The organism is Bacillus sp. FSL K6-2819, from assembly GCF_038008305.1.
GTDB lineage: Bacteria > Bacillota > Bacilli > Bacillales > Bacillaceae > Bacillus > Bacillus amyloliquefaciens.
The window spans coordinates 3,105,929-3,122,479 of sequence record NZ_JBBOYV010000001.1; the positions used below are offsets into that span (position 1 = coordinate 3,105,929).

The 16,551-nt window shown below is 46.3% G+C and carries 18 protein-coding genes and 2 pseudogenes; 7 read left to right on the forward strand and 13 right to left on the reverse strand.

Annotated features, from left to right (window positions below; translation table 11 throughout):
- Nucleotides 1-44: 44 nt before the first annotated feature.
- Nucleotides 45-1,151 carry an ABC transporter ATP-binding protein gene (locus tag MHH91_RS16200; protein WP_013353470.1) on the reverse strand — a complete coding sequence of 369 codons (1,107 nt, stop codon included), beginning with the start codon at nucleotides 1,149-1,151 and terminating at the stop codon, nucleotides 45-47.
- Nucleotides 1,152-1,304: 153 nt separating this feature from the next.
- Here MHH91_RS16200 and MHH91_RS16205 point away from each other — a divergent pair, with 153 nt between their 5' ends.
- Entirely contained in the window at nucleotides 1,305-2,033 is a 729-nt protein-coding gene (locus tag MHH91_RS16205) for a GntR family transcriptional regulator (RefSeq protein ID WP_013353471.1), read from the forward strand.
- Between the two features lie 24 nt (nucleotides 2,034-2,057).
- Here the strand turns inward: MHH91_RS16205 and MHH91_RS16210 are convergent, their stop codons facing one another.
- From MHH91_RS16210 to MHH91_RS16230, 5 genes are all read right to left on the reverse strand, one after another.
- On the reverse strand, nucleotides 2,058-2,912 hold the full coding sequence (locus tag MHH91_RS16210) for a PfkB family carbohydrate kinase (RefSeq protein WP_013353472.1): 855 nt from the start codon (nucleotides 2,910-2,912) through the stop codon (nucleotides 2,058-2,060).
- A gap of 13 nt (nucleotides 2,913-2,925) precedes the next feature.
- On the reverse strand, nucleotides 2,926-3,810 hold the full coding sequence (locus tag MHH91_RS16215; protein WP_013353473.1) for a carbohydrate ABC transporter permease: 885 nt from the start codon (nucleotides 3,808-3,810) through the stop codon (nucleotides 2,926-2,928).
- A gap of 3 nt (nucleotides 3,811-3,813) precedes the next feature.
- Nucleotides 3,814-4,704: a carbohydrate ABC transporter permease gene (locus tag MHH91_RS16220; protein WP_013353474.1), complete on the reverse strand. Its 891-nt coding sequence runs from the start codon at nucleotides 4,702-4,704 to the stop codon at nucleotides 3,814-3,816.
- Between the two features lie 24 nt (nucleotides 4,705-4,728).
- Nucleotides 4,729-5,997, reverse strand: coding sequence for an ABC transporter substrate-binding protein (locus tag MHH91_RS16225; protein WP_041481740.1), 1,269 nt, complete (start codon nucleotides 5,995-5,997; stop codon nucleotides 4,729-4,731).
- 73 nt (nucleotides 5,998-6,070) lie between these two features.
- Nucleotides 6,071-7,057, reverse strand: coding sequence for an SIS domain-containing protein (locus MHH91_RS16230; protein WP_013353476.1), 987 nt, complete (start codon nucleotides 7,055-7,057; stop codon nucleotides 6,071-6,073).
- A gap of 197 nt (nucleotides 7,058-7,254) precedes the next feature.
- Between MHH91_RS16230 and MHH91_RS16235 the strand changes: the two genes are divergently transcribed.
- Nucleotides 7,255-8,181, forward strand: coding sequence for a MerR family transcriptional regulator (locus tag MHH91_RS16235; protein WP_013353477.1), 927 nt, complete (start codon nucleotides 7,255-7,257; stop codon nucleotides 8,179-8,181).
- Nucleotides 8,182-8,214: 33 nt separating this feature from the next.
- Here MHH91_RS16235 and MHH91_RS16240 read toward each other — a convergent pair whose 3' ends face one another.
- From MHH91_RS16240 to MHH91_RS16250, 3 genes and pseudogenes are all read right to left on the reverse strand, one after another.
- Nucleotides 8,215-8,805: a sporulation delaying protein family toxin gene (locus MHH91_RS16240; RefSeq protein WP_013353478.1), complete on the reverse strand. Its 591-nt coding sequence runs from the start codon at nucleotides 8,803-8,805 to the stop codon at nucleotides 8,215-8,217.
- Nucleotides 8,806-8,889: 84 nt separating this feature from the next.
- A pseudogene (locus tag MHH91_RS16245) lies at nucleotides 8,890-9,706 on the reverse strand (sporulation-delaying protein SdpB family protein); the annotation flags it as partial.
- A gap of 32 nt (nucleotides 9,707-9,738) precedes the next feature.
- The gene (locus MHH91_RS16250) at nucleotides 9,739-10,269 is read right to left on the reverse strand and encodes an SdpA family antimicrobial peptide system protein (RefSeq protein WP_014470992.1); all 531 of its coding nucleotides are present in this window, start codon (nucleotides 10,267-10,269) and stop codon (nucleotides 9,739-9,741) included.
- 122 nt (nucleotides 10,270-10,391) lie between these two features.
- Between MHH91_RS16250 and MHH91_RS16255 the strand changes: the two genes are divergently transcribed.
- Complete coding sequence (locus tag MHH91_RS16255; protein WP_013353481.1) at nucleotides 10,392-10,664, forward strand: DUF1648 domain-containing protein; 273 nt, start codon at nucleotides 10,392-10,394, stop codon at nucleotides 10,662-10,664.
- A 39-nt stretch (nucleotides 10,665-10,703) separates the two neighbouring features.
- Here the strand turns inward: MHH91_RS16255 and MHH91_RS16260 are convergent, their stop codons facing one another.
- The 3 genes from MHH91_RS16260 to MHH91_RS16270 all read right to left on the reverse strand — a co-directional run bounded on the left by MHH91_RS16260 (nucleotide 10,704) and on the right by MHH91_RS16270 (nucleotide 12,916).
- Nucleotides 10,704-11,078 (reverse strand): nucleotide excision repair endonuclease, encoded by a 375-nt coding sequence (locus MHH91_RS16260; protein WP_013353482.1) that lies wholly within the window; start codon nucleotides 11,076-11,078, stop codon nucleotides 10,704-10,706.
- Nucleotides 11,079-11,145: 67 nt separating this feature from the next.
- Nucleotides 11,146-12,261 carry an NAD(P)/FAD-dependent oxidoreductase gene (locus MHH91_RS16265; RefSeq protein ID WP_013353483.1) on the reverse strand — a complete coding sequence of 372 codons (1,116 nt, stop codon included), beginning with the start codon at nucleotides 12,259-12,261 and terminating at the stop codon, nucleotides 11,146-11,148.
- Nucleotides 12,262-12,298: 37 nt separating this feature from the next.
- A complete protein-coding gene (locus tag MHH91_RS16270) occupies nucleotides 12,299-12,916 on the reverse strand; it encodes a class I SAM-dependent methyltransferase (RefSeq protein ID WP_013353484.1) in 618 nt (205 codons plus the stop codon).
- Nucleotides 12,917-13,076: 160 nt separating this feature from the next.
- Between MHH91_RS16270 and MHH91_RS16275 the strand changes: the two genes are divergently transcribed.
- Together MHH91_RS16275 and csn are read left to right on the forward strand one after the other, a co-directional pair.
- Entirely contained in the window at nucleotides 13,077-13,541 is a 465-nt protein-coding gene (locus tag MHH91_RS16275) for a DUF2691 family protein (RefSeq protein WP_013353485.1), read from the forward strand.
- Between the two features lie 134 nt (nucleotides 13,542-13,675).
- The gene (csn, locus tag MHH91_RS16280) at nucleotides 13,676-14,512 is read left to right on the forward strand and encodes a chitosanase (RefSeq protein ID WP_013353486.1); all 837 of its coding nucleotides are present in this window, start codon (nucleotides 13,676-13,678) and stop codon (nucleotides 14,510-14,512) included.
- Between the two features lie 443 nt (nucleotides 14,513-14,955).
- On the opposite strand, the gene MHH91_RS16285 is transcribed toward csn, so the two are convergent.
- A complete protein-coding gene (locus MHH91_RS16285; RefSeq protein ID WP_119001867.1) occupies nucleotides 14,956-15,198 on the reverse strand; it encodes a helix-turn-helix domain-containing protein in 243 nt (80 codons plus the stop codon).
- Between the two features lie 585 nt (nucleotides 15,199-15,783).
- Between MHH91_RS16285 and MHH91_RS16290 the strand changes: the two genes are divergently transcribed.
- Nucleotides 15,784-16,320 (forward strand): hypothetical protein, encoded by a 537-nt coding sequence (locus MHH91_RS16290; RefSeq protein ID WP_121549048.1) that lies wholly within the window; start codon nucleotides 15,784-15,786, stop codon nucleotides 16,318-16,320.
- A gap of 35 nt (nucleotides 16,321-16,355) precedes the next feature.
- A pseudogene (locus tag MHH91_RS16295) lies at nucleotides 16,356-16,543 on the forward strand (hypothetical protein).
- The last annotated feature ends 8 nt before the right edge of the window (nucleotides 16,544-16,551 follow it).

Here is a 16,551-nt window from a genome sequence, read left to right on the forward strand (position 1 = left end):
TGTCACAGAAATGATAAGGGAGCCCGATCATCAGGCTCCCTTTTTTAATATACGGCGTCTTCGGTCTCGGCATCAAAAAAGACGGCCCTGTCCATATTGACCGCAAGCAGAATGGCGTCGCCCGGTCTCACCTGTGAAGCGCCGTCAAGACGGATCGTCAGGCGTTCGTCTCCGCTTGATGCATGAACATACATCTCCGCGCCTAAGTTTTCACACACTTCCGCCACAGCGCGGCACCCCGCCTCACCCGGATTGTCTGACTGTCCCGCAAGCGTCAAATGCTCCGGGCGCAGCCCCGCTGTCATCTCTTTGCCGCTGTATCCTTTTTGTACGAGAACCGCCGCTTTTTCTTTCGGAATGGGCAAACGAACGGACGAACCGGCAAAATACCATTGTCCGTCATTTTCCTCAATGATGCCTTTTATAAAATTCATACTCGGAGAGCCGATAAAACCCGCCACAAACATATTCGCCGGGTAATGATATATCTCATGGGGGCTTGCGGCCTGCTGAATATCCCCTTCATTCATCACGACAATCCGGTCGCCCATTGTCATCGCTTCTGTCTGATCATGCGTGACATAAACGATGGTCGCTTTCAGACGCTGATGAAGCTTGCTGATTTCGGCGCGCATTGTCACACGTAATTTCGCATCTAAGTTGGAAAGCGGCTCGTCCATCAGAAATACCTTCGGCTCCCGCACGATCGACCGGCCGAGCGCAACCCGCTGCCGCTGCCCGCCTGAGAGAGCCTTCGGTTTTCGCTTGAGCAGATGCCCGATTTCCAAAATATCAGCGGCCGCCCTGACACGCTCTGCGATTTCTTTTTTCGGCAGCTTTCTGAGCTTCAAACCGAACGCCATATTGTCAAACACCGTCATGTGCGGATACAGCGCGTAATTCTGAAAAACCATCGCGATGTCGCGATCCTTCGGAGGAAGATCATTCACCGCGTCTCCATCGATATAAAGCTTCCCATCAGAAATGCTCTCAAGCCCGGCAATCATTCGTAGTGTCGTAGATTTGCCGCAGCCTGACGGACCGACAAGCACCAGCAGTTCCTCATCCTTCACATCCAAATGAAAATCCTTCACTGCCGCCGATTGGGCGCCGTATGTTTTTTTGACATGGTCAAATGTTAATGATGCCATTAGAAACCTCCTCCAATACTGGAAACCGCCTCATCTTTCTGTTATGTTAAAAATGTTCGGGGTTTCTGACAGATTCATAAAAAAGCAAATTTGTATTATAACGTCATAATACATATAATAGTACTACTACTCGACATAAGGAGGTCCGTCCCATTGTTAAATAACGGGAGCTCAAAACCTTTATATATTCAGCTGAAACAAATTATCGCGGACGATATCAAAAAGGGCGTGTATTCGCCGTCCGTGAAACTGCCGACTGAAAATGAGCTTTGCGAAACGTACAATGTCAGCCGCATCACGGTCAGAAAGGCCATCCTCGATCTTGTGGAAGAGGGCTGGCTCGTCCGGCAGCAGGGAAAGGGAACGTTCGTTAAAAGCCCTAAACTGAAGCGGGAGCTCATCGCGGTCAATGGCTACTCTGAATTTATGGAATCAACAGGAAAAAAACCGAAACACCAGGTCCTTTCCCATGAAATCATTGAAGCGCCTAAATCCATCGCCCAAAAGCTTCGCGTCGCTTCTGAAAGTCCCGTTCTTGAATTAAAACGCATTTTATTTCACGACGACCAGCCGCTCTCATTCGAAATCGCCCACTATCCGCTCGGTTTATTTCCCGACATCGGCAAGCATATTAAAGACGGCGTGTCGATGCATGACATCCTGAAGCAGCACTATCAGGTGGTGCCCACCCATAATACGAAGCTGTTAAATGTCGTATACGCCAAACAGGAAGAAAGCCGCTATCTGGCTTGCGATATCGGGGATGCGCTTTTTGAAATTGATAAAACCGCGTTTATGTCAAAAGACCAGCCGATATACAGCTCGCTGTTTTTAATGCATACCGACCGCGTCACGTTTACCATTAACAGTCCCTACACGTAACAGGCATAAAAAACGAGACAATGCTTATCGTATTCTCGTTTTTTCATTGCTTTTCCCGCCGCCCGGCCTGTAGGGATGCCCGTAACCGAACGCACCGAATCCCCCGCATGTTTTGGCAGCCGTCCCGGCAGCCGCAGCAAGCGCTCGCCGGATATCCTGATGCTCGAAAAAATCGGTAAGAAACCCGGCGATAAAAGAATCTCCCGCACCCAATGTATCTATTATATCAGCTCTAACAACAGGCTGATGATAGACCCGCTCCCCATCTGATAACACCGCGCCATATTCTCCCCTTGTCAGACAGACGATTCTCGCTCCGTATCCGCGGGCTTTTTCGGCAAGCTGCACACATTCGCTTTCACTCAAATCGCTCCCGGAAAAAAACGCATACGTCACGTACGGACAGACCGCCTCTAAATAGGCTTCGTCACGTTTTGTTGAGAAGTCAAAGGAAATCGGCACATGACCGCTCAGCATCGGAAGGTCACGCTCTATCCTGCTGTATACGCTCGTGTGCAGCAGATCATGTCCGGCGATAAATGAGATGTCATTCTCCTGAAAAGCAAGCGTCAGACGCGATTGCACGCCGCCTTTATTTGATCCGGCAAATATCCTGTCTCCCCTTTCATCAAGAGTGACGACAGCTATCCCGTTTTCTCCGTATGCCCGGCGGATCAAATCGGCATTCACCTTTTCCAGTTTCAGCACGTTCAATACGTGATCCGCCGCTTCATCACTGCCGAGTATCCCGATATAAGAAGTGTCGTGGCCTAAGCGCCGCGCAAGCACGGCTACATTCAGCGCATTCCCGCCCGGGTAAAACGTCTCCTGATCCTGATAATAATCCACCACATTATCTCCGGCCGCTATCAGTTTCATCTTTTCATCCCCCTTATCCTTTCACGCTTCCCGCTGCAATGCCGCGGATAAAATATCTCTGCATCAATAAAAACAGCACTATGATCGGCGCAGCCGAAATCGTCAGCCCGGCCAGCAGTACGCCCCAATCCGTCTGCAGCGCATCTCTGAACTGCATCAGTCCGGCCGGAATCGTACGTAAATTTTCATCATCGATAAAAATAATCGCAAACATAAACTCATTCCACGTATGGTAAGCCGTCAAAATGCCCGATGTCACCAGAATCGGCACACTCATAGGTAAGAATATTCTGAAAAATACCCCCAGACTTGTACATCCATCCAGATAGGCAGCTTCCTCAAGCTCTTTGGAAATCGACAAAAAATAAGAACGGATCAGAATAACGGTAAACGGAATACGATAGGCTGCGTACGGAAGGATCAAAGCCCAATACGTATTGTACAGCCCCAATGACTGGATAATGGAGTACAGCGGCACAAGACTGACCTGCGGCGTCAGCATCAATCCGCCAAGACAAATGATAAGCACAAACCCTTTTCCTTTAAAATGAAAACGGGCCAGCCCGTATGCCGCCAGGGCGCTCACAAATACGGTTATGAGACAAGTCAGCACGGTCACAATGACGCTGTTCATAAAATAAGCGGAAATCCCCTGGTTCCATGCGGAGACGAAGTTTTCAGGATGCCAAACAGACGGCAGCGACCAGCTGTGCTCAAAAATTTCATCCGAGCTTTTAAAGGCGCTGACCGCCATCCATAACAGCGGATAAGCGACGGCAATGAAGTAGATAAAGAGAAACAGCCATACAGACGTTTCCCCGATATACCATTTTCTCCGCTTTCCGGCTGTTCTGACAGTCTGCCGCGGATGACTCAAGTCCGTCCTTTCAGGAAGCATCGGCTACTCCTCCTTTCCGGTCTTAAAGAATTTCATCTGAATAAGCGACAGGGCAAGCGTCAGCAAAAGCACCACCGTCGCAATCGCGGAAGCGTAGCCCATCATATCTTTTGTAAAAGCGCTCTTATACAAAAATGTGCTCAGCACTTCCGAAGCGTTGCCCGGTCCGCCGCCGGTCAGAATATACGGTTCATTAAATACGGTAAACGCGCCGGTCAGCGTCATCACCACGGCAACAAACGACATTTCTTTCGTCTGCGGCACCGTAATGTGAAAAAACTGCTGGATTTTTCCGGCTCCGTCCAGCTGCGCCGATTCATATAATTCAGCAGGAATGCTCTGAATCGAGACAATGTACAGCATGGCGATGTAACCGACGGACTGCCATTGAGACACAAAAATGACAGACAGCATAGCGGTATTTTCATCGCCCAGCCACGCACGGGTCAGTTCATCCAGTCCCACGGCTTCCAGCAGCTGATTCAAAAGCCCGATTTCCGGGTTATAAATAAAATCAAACAAAAGCGCAATGACGGTCATGGAAATGACGACCGGAAGAAAAAATACCGTACGGAAAAACGGCGACCATTTTCTTACCAGCCTGTCTTCCAGCACGGCCGCCAGAATCAACCCGCCGCCTACCTGGCAAATCAGCGATATGACCGCATACAGCACATTGTTGCGGAGTGCTGTAAAAAACACGGGATCGTGAAACAAATCAATATAATTTTTAAAACCGATAAACGTCTTTTCGGGTTGAAATGAGCTCCATTCAAACAGACTGAAAAACACATTCTCAAAAATCGGGATATAAACGAACAGCAAGAAAATCAGCGCGGGCGCGAGAAACAGATACGGAATGAAACGTTTTCGGCTGACCAAGGAAATCCTCATCTCCTTTCTCCCAAGAAATCTGTTCTATTCAGCAGATGACGCTTTGACTTGCCGGGCTGCTTTCTGTACGGATTTCATTACTTCGCGCGGTGTCATTGTGCCGCCGAGCATCTGCTGGACGCCCGCAGCATACACATCGGCGATTTCAACGTCAACGTCCATGTCAAACCACGGCACCATGGATTCGGCGCGGACAATATCCTGGACGGCTTCGCGCTGGATCGGGGAGGTATTGTTTTCTGTCGCCGTTCCCTGAACCGCACTGTATTTACCGACATCTTTTATCAGCTTCTCTCCCATTTTTTTCGAGGTTAAAAACTGAAGAAATTCCATGGCTTCTTTTGGGTGCTTCGTTTTTGAGGAAATCATAAATCCTTCCGGAGATCCGGTCAGCGCACGGGGAGATCCCTTTTCGCCGCTGATTTCAGGGAAAGGAAACAAGCCCAGATTGACCGGTTCGACGAGCTTAATTTCCGCCGTTTCCGCATAAATCATCGCCGCTTTGCCGCTCGTAAACTGCTGACGCACATATTCGTGATCCACGGAATTCACATGCTTTGTAAAGTACGGGAGAAGCTCCTGAAGCTTTTCCAGCGCTTTGATATAGCCTTCATCCGTAAACGCCCCGGTTTTCGGGTTGTAATCCTTGGCCCGCGTTTTTTCATCGACCATACGCTGGTTCAGCGTGCCGATATAATGAGAAATGGTCCAAGGCGCTTTTGTGCCGAAACTGATCGGAATATATCCGTTCTCTTTCAATTTCTCAGAGACTGTGATCAGCTCATCCCATGTCGCCGGGGGCTTCAAATGTAATTTGTTAAAAATGTCTTTATTATAAAAGAATGATTTAGCGTCCATTTGCCACGGAACACCGTACTCTTTTCCGTCATGCGTAAAGGGTTTGACTTGTGACTGTACAAGCTGTGAGGACCAATCTTTATCTTTCTGATAGTAAGACGACAGATCGAGTGCTTTATCTCCTTTGATGAATTTGTAAGCAAACCGGTCGCTCCATGAAAAGAAAATATCAGGAGGGCTCGTTGTTCCGAGCATGACTTTCACCTTGTCTTTATAAGAATCGTTTAATACCGCTTCCGTTTGGATGTGAATGTCCGGATGGGCGGCTTCAAATTCTTTGACTGCTTCTTCAAAATAGCTTTTTTCCGGCTCTTTCGGCCACCTGTGAAAAAACTTCAGGTTCACTTTTCCGGCAGAGGAACTGCTTTGGCTTGAACAGGCGGCTGCTGACAGACATACGGCTAACAGAACGAACAGGCAGATGAGCTTTTTCAGATGCTTTTCCTCCTTTGTCACCGGACTATAACGTTATATATCATTATAGTCCGGTGAAATATAATCTGCGTTCTTAATATTCGACTTTCCACATGTAGCGCCGCTGGCTTAATGGATGGTTCCTTGCTTCTGCCAGCTCATCCGCATAGCTTCTGAGCACCCGATTTAATACGAGCGGAGCCAGATATCCTTTTACAGAATCGTCAATTCCGGAAAAATCATATGTTTCGGCATCAAGGACAGTCAGTTTTTTGCCGTATCTTTTGGAGAAGGAAAGCGCCCGCTCTTCAAGGGGTCTTGTTTCGTCTAAGCCGAGAAGGATAATAAATGGAACGGATTCATCAATGATTTCGAACGGTCCGTGAAAATATTCTCCGGCATGAATGGCGTGGGAATGAATCCATTGCATTTCCATGAGAATGCAGATGCTGTAGGAGTAAGCGACGCCGTAGTTTGCACCGCTTGCCATCGTGTAAATGATATCTTCTTTTTCGTGGGCTTTCGCGAATGCCTTTGCGTGATCCGCTTCTTGTTTAAGCGCTTTGTCATAAACGGCCTGGAGCTTATTGAGTCCGTCGATCGCCTGTTCAAACGCGAGATGGTTTTCCAGCACGTGTAAAGCGCCGAATACGATTTGATACAGAACTCCGTAATTCGTATTTATCGCCTGTGCGTTTTCACCCCAGTCATAAACCGCGACATATTCGGCTTCTTTCGCTAACGGCGAGTCAGGCTCAAAAGTCATCGCAATCGTAAGCGCGCCTTTTTTTCTGGCGAAACCGGCGGCTTTCACCGTTTCCGGCGTATTGCCTGAATGAGAGCATAGGATCACGAGAGTGTTTTCTCCGAGCTGAACGGGATTGCGCTGGATAAACTCATTCGAACTGTAGAGATCAGAGCTGATGGCTTTCGCCTCTCTGTCAAACACATACTTGCTCGGATACATAATGGCTGAAGACCCTCCGCATGCAACGAAAAAGACATGATCAATCGTTTTTCCTTTCAGATCATCCAAGAAAGCCTGAACCTTGTGATTCACTTGTGCGGCAGTTTGACTCAAATCCTTCACTCCTCAGTGTTTTATTATATAATGTTATATAACATTATATAACGTTATATTAATCGCAATAAAGGCGTGTTGTCAATCATATTTTCTGAAATTTCTAAAATATAAAATAGACTTATCTTATTTCCCGCGCTCTCTTGACCTGACCCTTAGAGACACGTTTAGAATGAAAAGCAGGGAGTGATGCAGAAATGAATATCAAAGAAGCCGCCCGGCAGACGGGTCTCACGAAAAAAGCCATCAAATATTATGAGCAGGAAGGTTTAATCACTGTCAGTAAAAACCCTGATAACGGATACCGTGAGTATTCCGCTCAGGACGTGAATACGCTGAAAATGATTGCCGCCCTCCGAATGCTGGCACTGTCCGTAAGTGATATTAAAGCGTTCCTCTTAGAGGGCACCAGCCTGCATGATATACTGCGGCAGCAGCATGAAAAACTCAGCCGGCAGATTGAAGAGCTTGAGCAGGAACGGAAATTGACCGAAATGCTGCTCAAACGGGTGGAGGATGCAGAAAACGTCGATTCGATTTTACATGATATCGGCGAGGTCAAAATAGATGAACCAAAGTATATGGGGCTTCAGCTGAAGAAACTGTTCCCGGGAGATTTCGGAGAATTTATTGCCGCGCTGTTTGAACCTTTCCTCGACTTTTCTATTGATACAGATGAGAAAAAAGCGGCATGGGCGGAGCTTATTAAAGTATTGGATGATATGGATGAAGTTCCGGCTGCACACCCGATGATGCAGCTTGTCGGCAAGGAGGACCCGGCTCAGCTCCAGCAGCACAAAGCCCAGCATGATCAATTCATCGAGCGGATTTTGGAGAGAGACCCAGCCACTTGGGACACTCATAAAAACACAATCATTCAGCTTGTGAAAAGAGTGCAGACGGATGAAGAATACAGAGAAAGCCTGATCAAGATCGGGGAATCCGCTTCTGATCTGCCCGCGCTGAAAGCGGGCTCGCCTTTCAGCAATCTTCTTCAAAAGCTCAGTCCGAAATATGACACATATGTGCGGCTTCATCTAGAACTGAAAAAGGAAGCCGACGAGGAACTCGGCTTTGATTCAGAGGCATACTTAAATCAGATGCTGCAAATTAAAAAACGCTAAGGCCCGTTTCCTTAGCGTTTTCTTTCTTCAGCTTCAGTGCTGCGCATTAATGCGGTCAACGACATTTGCGATGAGCTGCTCTTTTCCTAAGTCGGAATCTTCGTCAACGCTTGCTACCGTCAAAATGATGGCCGCTACGGCAAGAGCGATCGTCTCTATGGCAGCCGCCGCGTTTAAAAATACCCATACAGCCGTTGCGCATTGTCCGATGGCCGTTGATTTTCCTTTGTCCATGCTTTTTTTGTCAAACTCTTCTTTCAGCACTTTCGCCATAATCTGTGAGCCTTGATCGATGACGCTGTTCACTTTCTCATAATCGCCGCTGTAGACCGCCGCTTTTAACTTCTTAAAATAATCCGGCGATGACTTTTTAATATCAGCGATCACCTGATCGGAAACTTGCTTTAATTCATCCTGATTAATCTTTTTGACGGCTTTCGTATCCCATACTTCAGGAAGAAGCTTTGCGACCTCACCTTGTCCGAAAAAGATGCCGGAAAAAATGTCTTCACCCGAATAAGAGACGGATGCCTCAGTTTTCGCTGTGGCATGCGGGCCGACTAATGCGATCATTAAAACAAACACCAGCATCATGGCGGCAGCGGATTTTTTGCTTTTAACCATATAATTTCCTCCTTTTCCTTTTATTGAGAAAATTGTATCTAATAAAAAGCGGATTGTAATGGTTCAAAGCTACTGTTTTCTCTGCCGGTACCAAAAACAGGACTAAAATACCAGCTACCGTAATGGAGAACGAGGTAAGCCCCAGCATAACAGCAAAGATTTCATGCATGAAAATGGATATAAACAATATCAGACGCCAATATTTTTTCGGAGCGAACAAAGCGCAGAACATAATGGTTTGCACAATGAGCGTGCCCCAAGTCGGGATGATGACAAGCTTTGACTGCAGGATAAAGTCAAACAGACTGTGAAGCGCATCCGGCAGCCCCAGCATCGGATCGTTCAAATAGTAATAAACGGCGGTTCCGTTCTGCCATTCTTCTTCCATCAGCTTGGCAATGACGGAGTTAAAGTACAGCATCGCGACCTGTATTCTGATGATCGTCAGCGTCGCCCAGCATAACGAACGGTAGTAAGGCTCAAGCGGCCTCTTCTCAAAAGACGCCTCGTACGGAGACCAGTGCCATTTCCGCGGATCAGTCAATGTCAGCGGAAGCAGCAGCAGCGTAAAAACAGCAGCCACCTGATCTCCTCCGTCAAGAGTAACGGCGGAGTTTTGGAAGCTGTACGAAATCCACCAATGAAAAAAACCGGTGAGGCGGGGCCGCCAGCCAATGACAACCAGAATTAAAATACAGATACAAACGGCTTTGACGATCTCAATGTAACGGAAATCGGGAAACAGCAAAAACAAACTGAACGTGTCGGAAAAGCTGAGCATTTGATTTTGCGTTTTGAAGAAGACAGACGCCGGATTGAAAAGCAATGTCAGCAGCGTGCCGAGCGCGATTAAGCTTCTGGCAAGCCCGTACACATTTGTCCAAGGCGGATTCTGCATCATCCATAAAGTGAGCTGCTTTTTTGCATCCTGAATCAATTGACATCCACTCCGATGTATTTTTTAACGGTTCGTTTCGTTTCGGTATGTTTGCTCCATGCCCATGGGGTAATGCGTTCATATGTAATGATCATTTTCCCTTTCAGCCTTGGGGAGGGCGACTCATTTTTCATTTTCAAAAATGTGGTATTCTTAAAGTCCTGGCCAGCCGTGAAATCGTGCCACTTCTCTTTGGAAGGCAGCTTTTCCAGCATAAGGCCGAGCTCTATCCCTTGCGTCCGCCCGTATCGGTTTAAGCCGATCACATTTTTCAGTGAATTATTCGGCCATCTGAGCTTTTCATCGCCATCAAGGAGATAGATGTTCAGACTGTCTTCTCTCGGATCTTTACTGAAAAATCCCCAGCTTTGCGGATAAATCATGGAAACGGTTTTGGATTGATGCTTGGTTAATTGGATGGCGGAGCTTGGCAGTGCCGCGATGACGGTTAAAAACAAAACGATGATCCAGGCGGCCATTATAAAAAGAAAGAATGAAAACATGCTGTTTTGTCTCTTGTCAGTCAATTGAAACCCTCCTATCGAATGGACATTTCATTGACATGATTATACACCATTCAACAGGTAAAATATTGAGAAATTAGATTTTTTTGACTAATATACTATTATATGTAAAAAGGAGTGTTCATATGTTTTTGATGAATGATAAAGTGCTGTGGGGAGCGGTGGCACTCGCCTTTATTCTGTCGATTGTGTTTTATCCGTTTCTTCCTGCTGATATGGCTATTCACTATGACGCGTCGAACCGACCGAATACAGCCATCAATAAAACGGCCGGCGTCCTGATTTTTCCCGTGCTTATGATTGTCTGCATGTTATTCAGAAAACGGGTCGTCCAGTTATTCCTCGTCGTTTACTGCCTGCTGATCGTGCACATCGCAGTGATGTGGCTGGCAATGTAAGCATAAATAAAACCGGAGCTTAAAGGGCTCCGGTTTTGCTTATTTATAAAATACTTTCTCAATGTTGTATTTCGACTGAAGGGTATTGATCGCGTACGTTTCGTAAATATCTCTTTCCATCGGATCATTTACGACACATACCTCAATTTTATACACTTCGTCCCTGTGATGTTTAACAGGCGACACATTGTCTTCAAAATGCTTTTTGATTCTTTGTCTTAATTTACGGGCTTTCCCGACAAACAGCAGCTCGTCATGAATGTTATAAAACATAAATATGCCGCCTTTGTCTCTCGGAATTTGGTGAAAATCAATGAAACCGTAAATCGCTTTAATCGCCGGTTCATTTTCCGACGGTGACTGCTGCCGTTCTGTAATGGTTACATCAGGAGCAGGAAGTTTTATTTTTATCAAAATAGGTCACGTCCTCTTATTCATTAAAGCTCCATCCTACCATAAGAATACCCGAAAAGCCATTCTTTCATTCGAGCGCGCCGGCCGGATCATAGAGGCTCAAATCAATTTCGGTCTGCCGGCCGAGTGCGAGTTTCGCCAGTTCAGCTCCGAGATACGGTCCGCTCGTCAGACCCGAGGCGCCGAGCCCATTGGCCACGAGGAGGCCGCTGATATTCGGCAGGCTGCCGATAACGGGAAGAAAACCGGGAGTAAACGGCCTGAAACCGACTCTTGTCTCCATCACGGTACTGTCTGAAAGCCCCGGCGCGACGGTTAATGCTTTGTCAAAAATCTCGCCGAGACCGCCTGCCGTCACCCGCAAATCCATGCCGGTATCGTTTTCATGAGTCGCGCCCGCTACGATTCTGCCGCTGTCAAATGCGAGGATGTACTGGTCGTTCGGCGGCATAACCACAGGCCATCCGCCCGTATCCTCTCCCTGAAGCTCTAAATGAACGATCTGCGCCTTTTGGTACGATACTGAAAAGCGGATGCCCAGCGGCTGAAGCAGCTCCTTCGCCCAAGCTCCCGCCGTTACGAGAACCTGGTCGGCATGAAGCGTGCGTTCTTCCGTTTTCACACCGGTGACGGCACCGTCCTCTGTCAGTATTGACGCCTCTTCATGATAAACTGCCGCACCGTGCTTTATGGCCGCGTTTAACAGTGCCTTACGAAGCGCCCTCCCGTTCACCCGGGCCGCACCGCTGATATGAACCGCTCCGTATTCCTCCGACAGCGCGGGAAACAATGCCTTCGTTTCTGCCGGAGTCAGTCTTGTGATGCCGCCGATCTCAGGAGCGTCCTCTCTTCTTTTATAAGCTCTTTCTTCCATCTGGCTGAGCTTTTTTTCATCCGTATGGAGACTGACGGCACCGACCTTTTGATAACCGGTGTCCGTTTCTCCGTCGGCTTCCAGCTGCTGGATCAATTGTTCATAATAACGGGCACCGCCTTTTGCGATTGCATACCATGCCTGATTGCGGCGCTGCGACAGCCACGGGCAAACGATCCCCGCCGCTGCGTCAGTCGCCTGACCCGGGTGTTTCCGGTCAATGACCGTTACTTCCGCGCCGGCCTTTGCAAGATGATAAGCCGCTGACGCACCGAGAATGCCGGCCCCGATAATGATATAAGACTTCATGTGTAACACCTTTTCTATCTGTTTTGTCTTATTTATTTTAACAAATGGAGCGCCCGGTTCCTACCGGAGTCCTGACGGCAATGATGAGTTTCGAAAACGGAAACGTATGATAAAAGGAATAAGTCCTCGTCTGAAAGCCGTTTTCCTCAAGAAACTTTCTGTATTGAGACATATTTTTTATATCTGACACGGCCAATGTGCCGCCGGGCCTCAGCACCCTCACCATTTCCGCGATCGCCCGTTCCCGCTCTTTTCTCCCTGAAATGTTGTGTACGACAAAATGTGAAATGACAAGGTCAAACGTTTCATCAGGAAATGGCATGTCTTGCGCCAGTCCGTCATACAGATCAATTCCCGGCGCTCCTTCAGCCAGTCTGTTTTGTTCAAACGCCTCTCGTCCGTTTCCGCCCAGATCCCAGCCAGACCACTTGTCAATCGCTGAGACATCCGCGCCTTTCTGCGCCGCGGCGATGGCTAACAGCCCCCGCCCCGTCCCGACATCAAGCACCTTCATGTTCGGCTTTAAGCCGGAAAGCGCAAGAATGCGATGGCGGTGTGAAAGTTTAATAGTCATTGAATACAGCAGCATCCAAAGACCGAGTAATAAAAACAAGGCGCCCGTCAGCCAGCCCCAGAAAGGAGAATAATTCCCCATAAAGTACCTGCGCCATAAAGGAACGCAACAAAGATAAATCCAAACGCCCCGTAAGGCGCATCAATGCCGTATCGTGTTGTCATATCGTCCAGCCCTTTCAATATTTATCCAAATAGTATACCATATGATTCTGGCAGCAGCAGAAAGGAGAAACGACAATATGAAACGAGGCCTTACGTTTGACATCCCGAACACATTCGGACAGTTTGCGGCAGACATATTAAAACCATTCCCCATTTCCGCCTATACGTGGTTTATCGGCGATGGGGAGGCATATACCGACTTCAAAGAAGACACCGATACAGACCTGTTTCCGCAAAATCAGCGCATCATTGAGGGCCATGAGCTCCGTCAGCGTCTTGAAGGAAACTCTTATTATATGATTTTTGCTGAATTGAAGGCTTTCCCAAGCGGGATGGTAACGGAAATCAATACGTACGAAGAATATTTAAAGAGTCCCTGTGAGCTTGTGCTTCTCATCGCAGATTGCTCATATGTATCCTTATACTGCAAAGATCCGGACATGCTGGAAGCTCTTTATCAGCAGGCTGTACAATGCGGATTTCTCCATGTTGACTATGTCACAGATGAGAATGATGCGAGAACGCGTTTATCTGTCTGGTGAAAGTGCGTTCTTTTTATGAATCGCTAAATAGGGCTTAGGATTCAAAATATTGACAAATTCGTGTGTTTTCAACAATAAGACATCCCCCTCATGTATACTGATGGCGTAATAAGACATGTGAAAGGGGTATGACAATGAGAAGCGGTTTGAAGAAAAAAGCAGGTTTTTGGAAGAAGACGGCGGTTTCATCACTTATTTTCACCATGTTTTTTACCCTGATGATGAGCGGAACGGTTTTGGCGGCCGGGCTGAATAAGGATCAGAAGCGCCGGGCGGAACAGCTGACCAGCATCTTTGAAAACGGAAAGACGGAAATTCAATACGGATATGTTGAAGAGTTGGATGACGGAAGAGGTTACACTTGCGGGCGGGCCGGTTTTACAACGGCTACCGGGGATGCGCTGGAAGTAGTGGAAGTATACACGAAAGCGGTCCCGAATAACAAATTGAAAAAGTATTTGCCTGAATTGCGCCGTCTTGCGAAGGACGAAAGCGATGACACAAGCAATCTGAAAGGATTCGCTTCTGCCTGGCGTTCGCTTGGCAATGATAAGGCTTTCCGAGCTGCCCAGGATGAAGTAAATGACCGCTTATATTATCAGCCGGCGATGAAACGTTCAGATCAAGCCGGATTGAAAACGGCACTGGCAAAAGCAGTGATGTACGATACAGTGATTCAGCATGGCGACGGCGATGATCCAGACTCCTTTTATGCCCTGATTAAACGCACGAACAAAAAAATGGGCGGGTCACCGAAAGACGGGACAGACGAGAAAAAATGGCTGAATAAATTTTTGGATGTGCGCTATGACGATCTGATGAATCCGTCAGATGAGGATACCCAGGATGAATGGAGAGAATCAGTAGCCCGTGTCGACGTTTTCCGTGATATCGTAAAAGCGAAGAACTATAATTTAGACGGGCCGATTCATGTCCGGTCAAGCGAATACGGAAATTTCACAATTCAATAAACAAAAAAACCCCGCCATGTGGCGGGGTTTTACTATTAACCGATTGAGCCTTCCATTTCGAATTTGATTATTTTTTAACATCTTAGCATATCACTGCTTGTCTTGATTACTGGTTTCATGGTATTTCCTGCTTTTCCTTCTCTCTTCAAATCATAATTTATCATAACTTTGTGGGTGTTGTGTGGGTGGCGCCCACTATTCTTTTCTAAAATTCTAATGTATGCTGAAATAAATCTATAGTAAGGGACGATGGGGATGAATCTAAATAAAATAAGATCGGCGCTGTACAAGTCCGCGAGAATTTTGGGGGATGTCAACGCAGCCAAAAATGGGTCACTTGGAAAAAGGATGGCCCGCAGAGCTGCAGGAAAGGCAACCAATAAATTACTGAGAAATATTTTCAAATAAGAACAAAAAAAGGCCCTGCTCTTAGTGAGTAGGGCTTAGTCATTATGAGGGCGGTATTTCTTGTTTGCTGCCAGTTCTCCTTTAAGTGCCTCAGCGTCCTGGCGCAAAAATAAGCTGGTGTTTCCTATCTTCTTAACCGGCTCAATACGCCCATCTTTAATCAATTTACTCATGCGCTGCTTGTTCACGTCCAAAATTTCAGCAACTTCGGTGGTGCTGAGGACTTCAGCTTTTACGAAGTCCTCAACCTCCTGGCGACCCCTTAGATGAAATTCCATGTTATTTTCTCCTTATATCTTTGAGAATTGCATAAACGGTCAATGCTACTACAATAGCCATTATGGCCGTTGTAAATGAGTTTGTCCAAAAGGAGCGCACGCCTATCGCTGCCGCACTCAAAAGAATTAATGAAAAGATGAACTTTTGGTTTTTCTTCATTTTTTATGCTAGACTGATTATAATGTTATTGAGAAGCGAGCTCCCACTCGCTTCCCTGCATCAGGTTTAATCCTTCTTATTATCTTTCTTGTTACTATCGTGGGACTGCTGAAAAATCCAACCGATAGAAACAACATAGAAGATAATTTGAAGGATTTTTATTATGTTGTCTAGCATTTCTTCACCTCCTTATGTATTTATTATAGCATATGTATAGACTAATGTCTACACATTTAACAAAAAATTTCCCTCCTGGGTAAAAAGAGAGGGATTTTTCTCTATTTCTCTTTTATATTAGAGCTTCAAGTTTTGCTTTCGTATCCGATCGGATAGTTGTTGCCCAGCCTAAGCCCGCTGAACAGAATAGAAAATTACACTCATCTGTTTTAAAATGTAAATGTTACCTTAAAAAATTGGAGGATATTATGATTTTATTTATGGGATTTCTCTCTATATTTTCCGCAATCGGAATCGTAATTGGTTTAATTCTTTTATTCTTCAAAAGAACAAGAAAAAAAGGCCTATGGATATTGCCAATAAGCTTATTACTCTCAATCTGTGGATTTACTTATATGGCTCAATCAGATGATTCGCCAACTGAGAAAAAGTCCATTACCTCAAGCACCTCTCAGCAAGATGAACTGGACGATATTTCAACTGAGGAAAAGCAGCAACAGATTAGAAAAGACGCTGATTTCAAAAAAATCAATGTTGAGGACCCTCCAGATAAAATAGTTCGTATCAAAGGAGAAGTTTCTGCAATCAAAAATGCCGAAGCTGGAGGGAAATTTATTATTTCATCTAAAGAGAAAAACGGGTATGGTGTTTATAATGTTTTTGCGCTATTCCCTACAAAGTTAAAGGAGAACCAAACCATTATTCTTTATGGATCAGTTCAGAAGGAAAAAGCTGAAAATGGAGGACCACTAATAACTGGGCTTTTTTATGATAAAGCCAAATAAATTCCTACATTACTAACTTCAGGAGTTGATCGCGTATGACTGATTTTGAACGAAAGTGTATCGGATTATTTTTAATATGAGCCGCTTCGGGAAAAATCCCTCCATGGAACAATTGAAAAGGAAAACCGGGAAAGATGAGCAGACGATCCGTGCTGCCGTGAAAAGTTTGATGAGGGAACGTATGTTGAAATGGGATAAGCATAAAAAGGTGTGGATTTTTTAGAATAAAAA

What these genes read in the sequence shown, in the direction of transcription:
- csn (WP_013353486.1), top strand. Translation starts at nt 13,676, where the DNA reads ATGAGAAGCGGTTTGAAGAAAAAAGCAGGTTTTTGGAAGAAGACGGCG.
- MHH91_RS16200 (WP_013353470.1), bottom strand. Translation starts at nt 1,151, where the DNA reads ATGGCATCATTAACATTTGACCATGTCAAAAAAACATACGGCGCCCAA.
- MHH91_RS16235 (WP_013353477.1), top strand. Translation starts at nt 7,255, where the DNA reads ATGAATATCAAAGAAGCCGCCCGGCAGACGGGTCTCACGAAAAAAGCC.
- MHH91_RS16270 (WP_013353484.1), bottom strand. Translation starts at nt 12,916, where the DNA reads ATGGGGAATTATTCTCCTTTCTGGGGCTGGCTGACGGGCGCCTTGTTT.
- MHH91_RS16275 (WP_013353485.1), top strand. Translation starts at nt 13,077, where the DNA reads ATGAAACGAGGCCTTACGTTTGACATCCCGAACACATTCGGACAGTTT.
- MHH91_RS16255 (WP_013353481.1), top strand. Translation starts at nt 10,392, where the DNA reads ATGTTTTTGATGAATGATAAAGTGCTGTGGGGAGCGGTGGCACTCGCC.
- MHH91_RS16210 (WP_013353472.1), bottom strand. Translation starts at nt 2,912, where the DNA reads ATGAAACTGATAGCGGCCGGAGATAATGTGGTGGATTATTATCAGGAT.
- MHH91_RS16285 (WP_119001867.1), bottom strand. Translation starts at nt 15,198, where the DNA reads ATGGAATTTCATCTAAGGGGTCGCCAGGAGGTTGAGGACTTCGTAAAA.
- MHH91_RS16240 (WP_013353478.1), bottom strand. Translation starts at nt 8,805, where the DNA reads ATGGTTAAAAGCAAAAAATCCGCTGCCGCCATGATGCTGGTGTTTGTT.
- MHH91_RS16265 (WP_013353483.1), bottom strand. Translation starts at nt 12,261, where the DNA reads ATGAAGTCTTATATCATTATCGGGGCCGGCATTCTCGGTGCGTCAGCG.
- MHH91_RS16220 (WP_013353474.1), bottom strand. Translation starts at nt 4,704, where the DNA reads ATGAGGATTTCCTTGGTCAGCCGAAAACGTTTCATTCCGTATCTGTTT.
- MHH91_RS16215 (WP_013353473.1), bottom strand. Translation starts at nt 3,810, where the DNA reads ATGCTTCCTGAAAGGACGGACTTGAGTCATCCGCGGCAGACTGTCAGA.
- MHH91_RS16290 (WP_121549048.1), top strand. Translation starts at nt 15,784, where the DNA reads ATGATTTTATTTATGGGATTTCTCTCTATATTTTCCGCAATCGGAATC.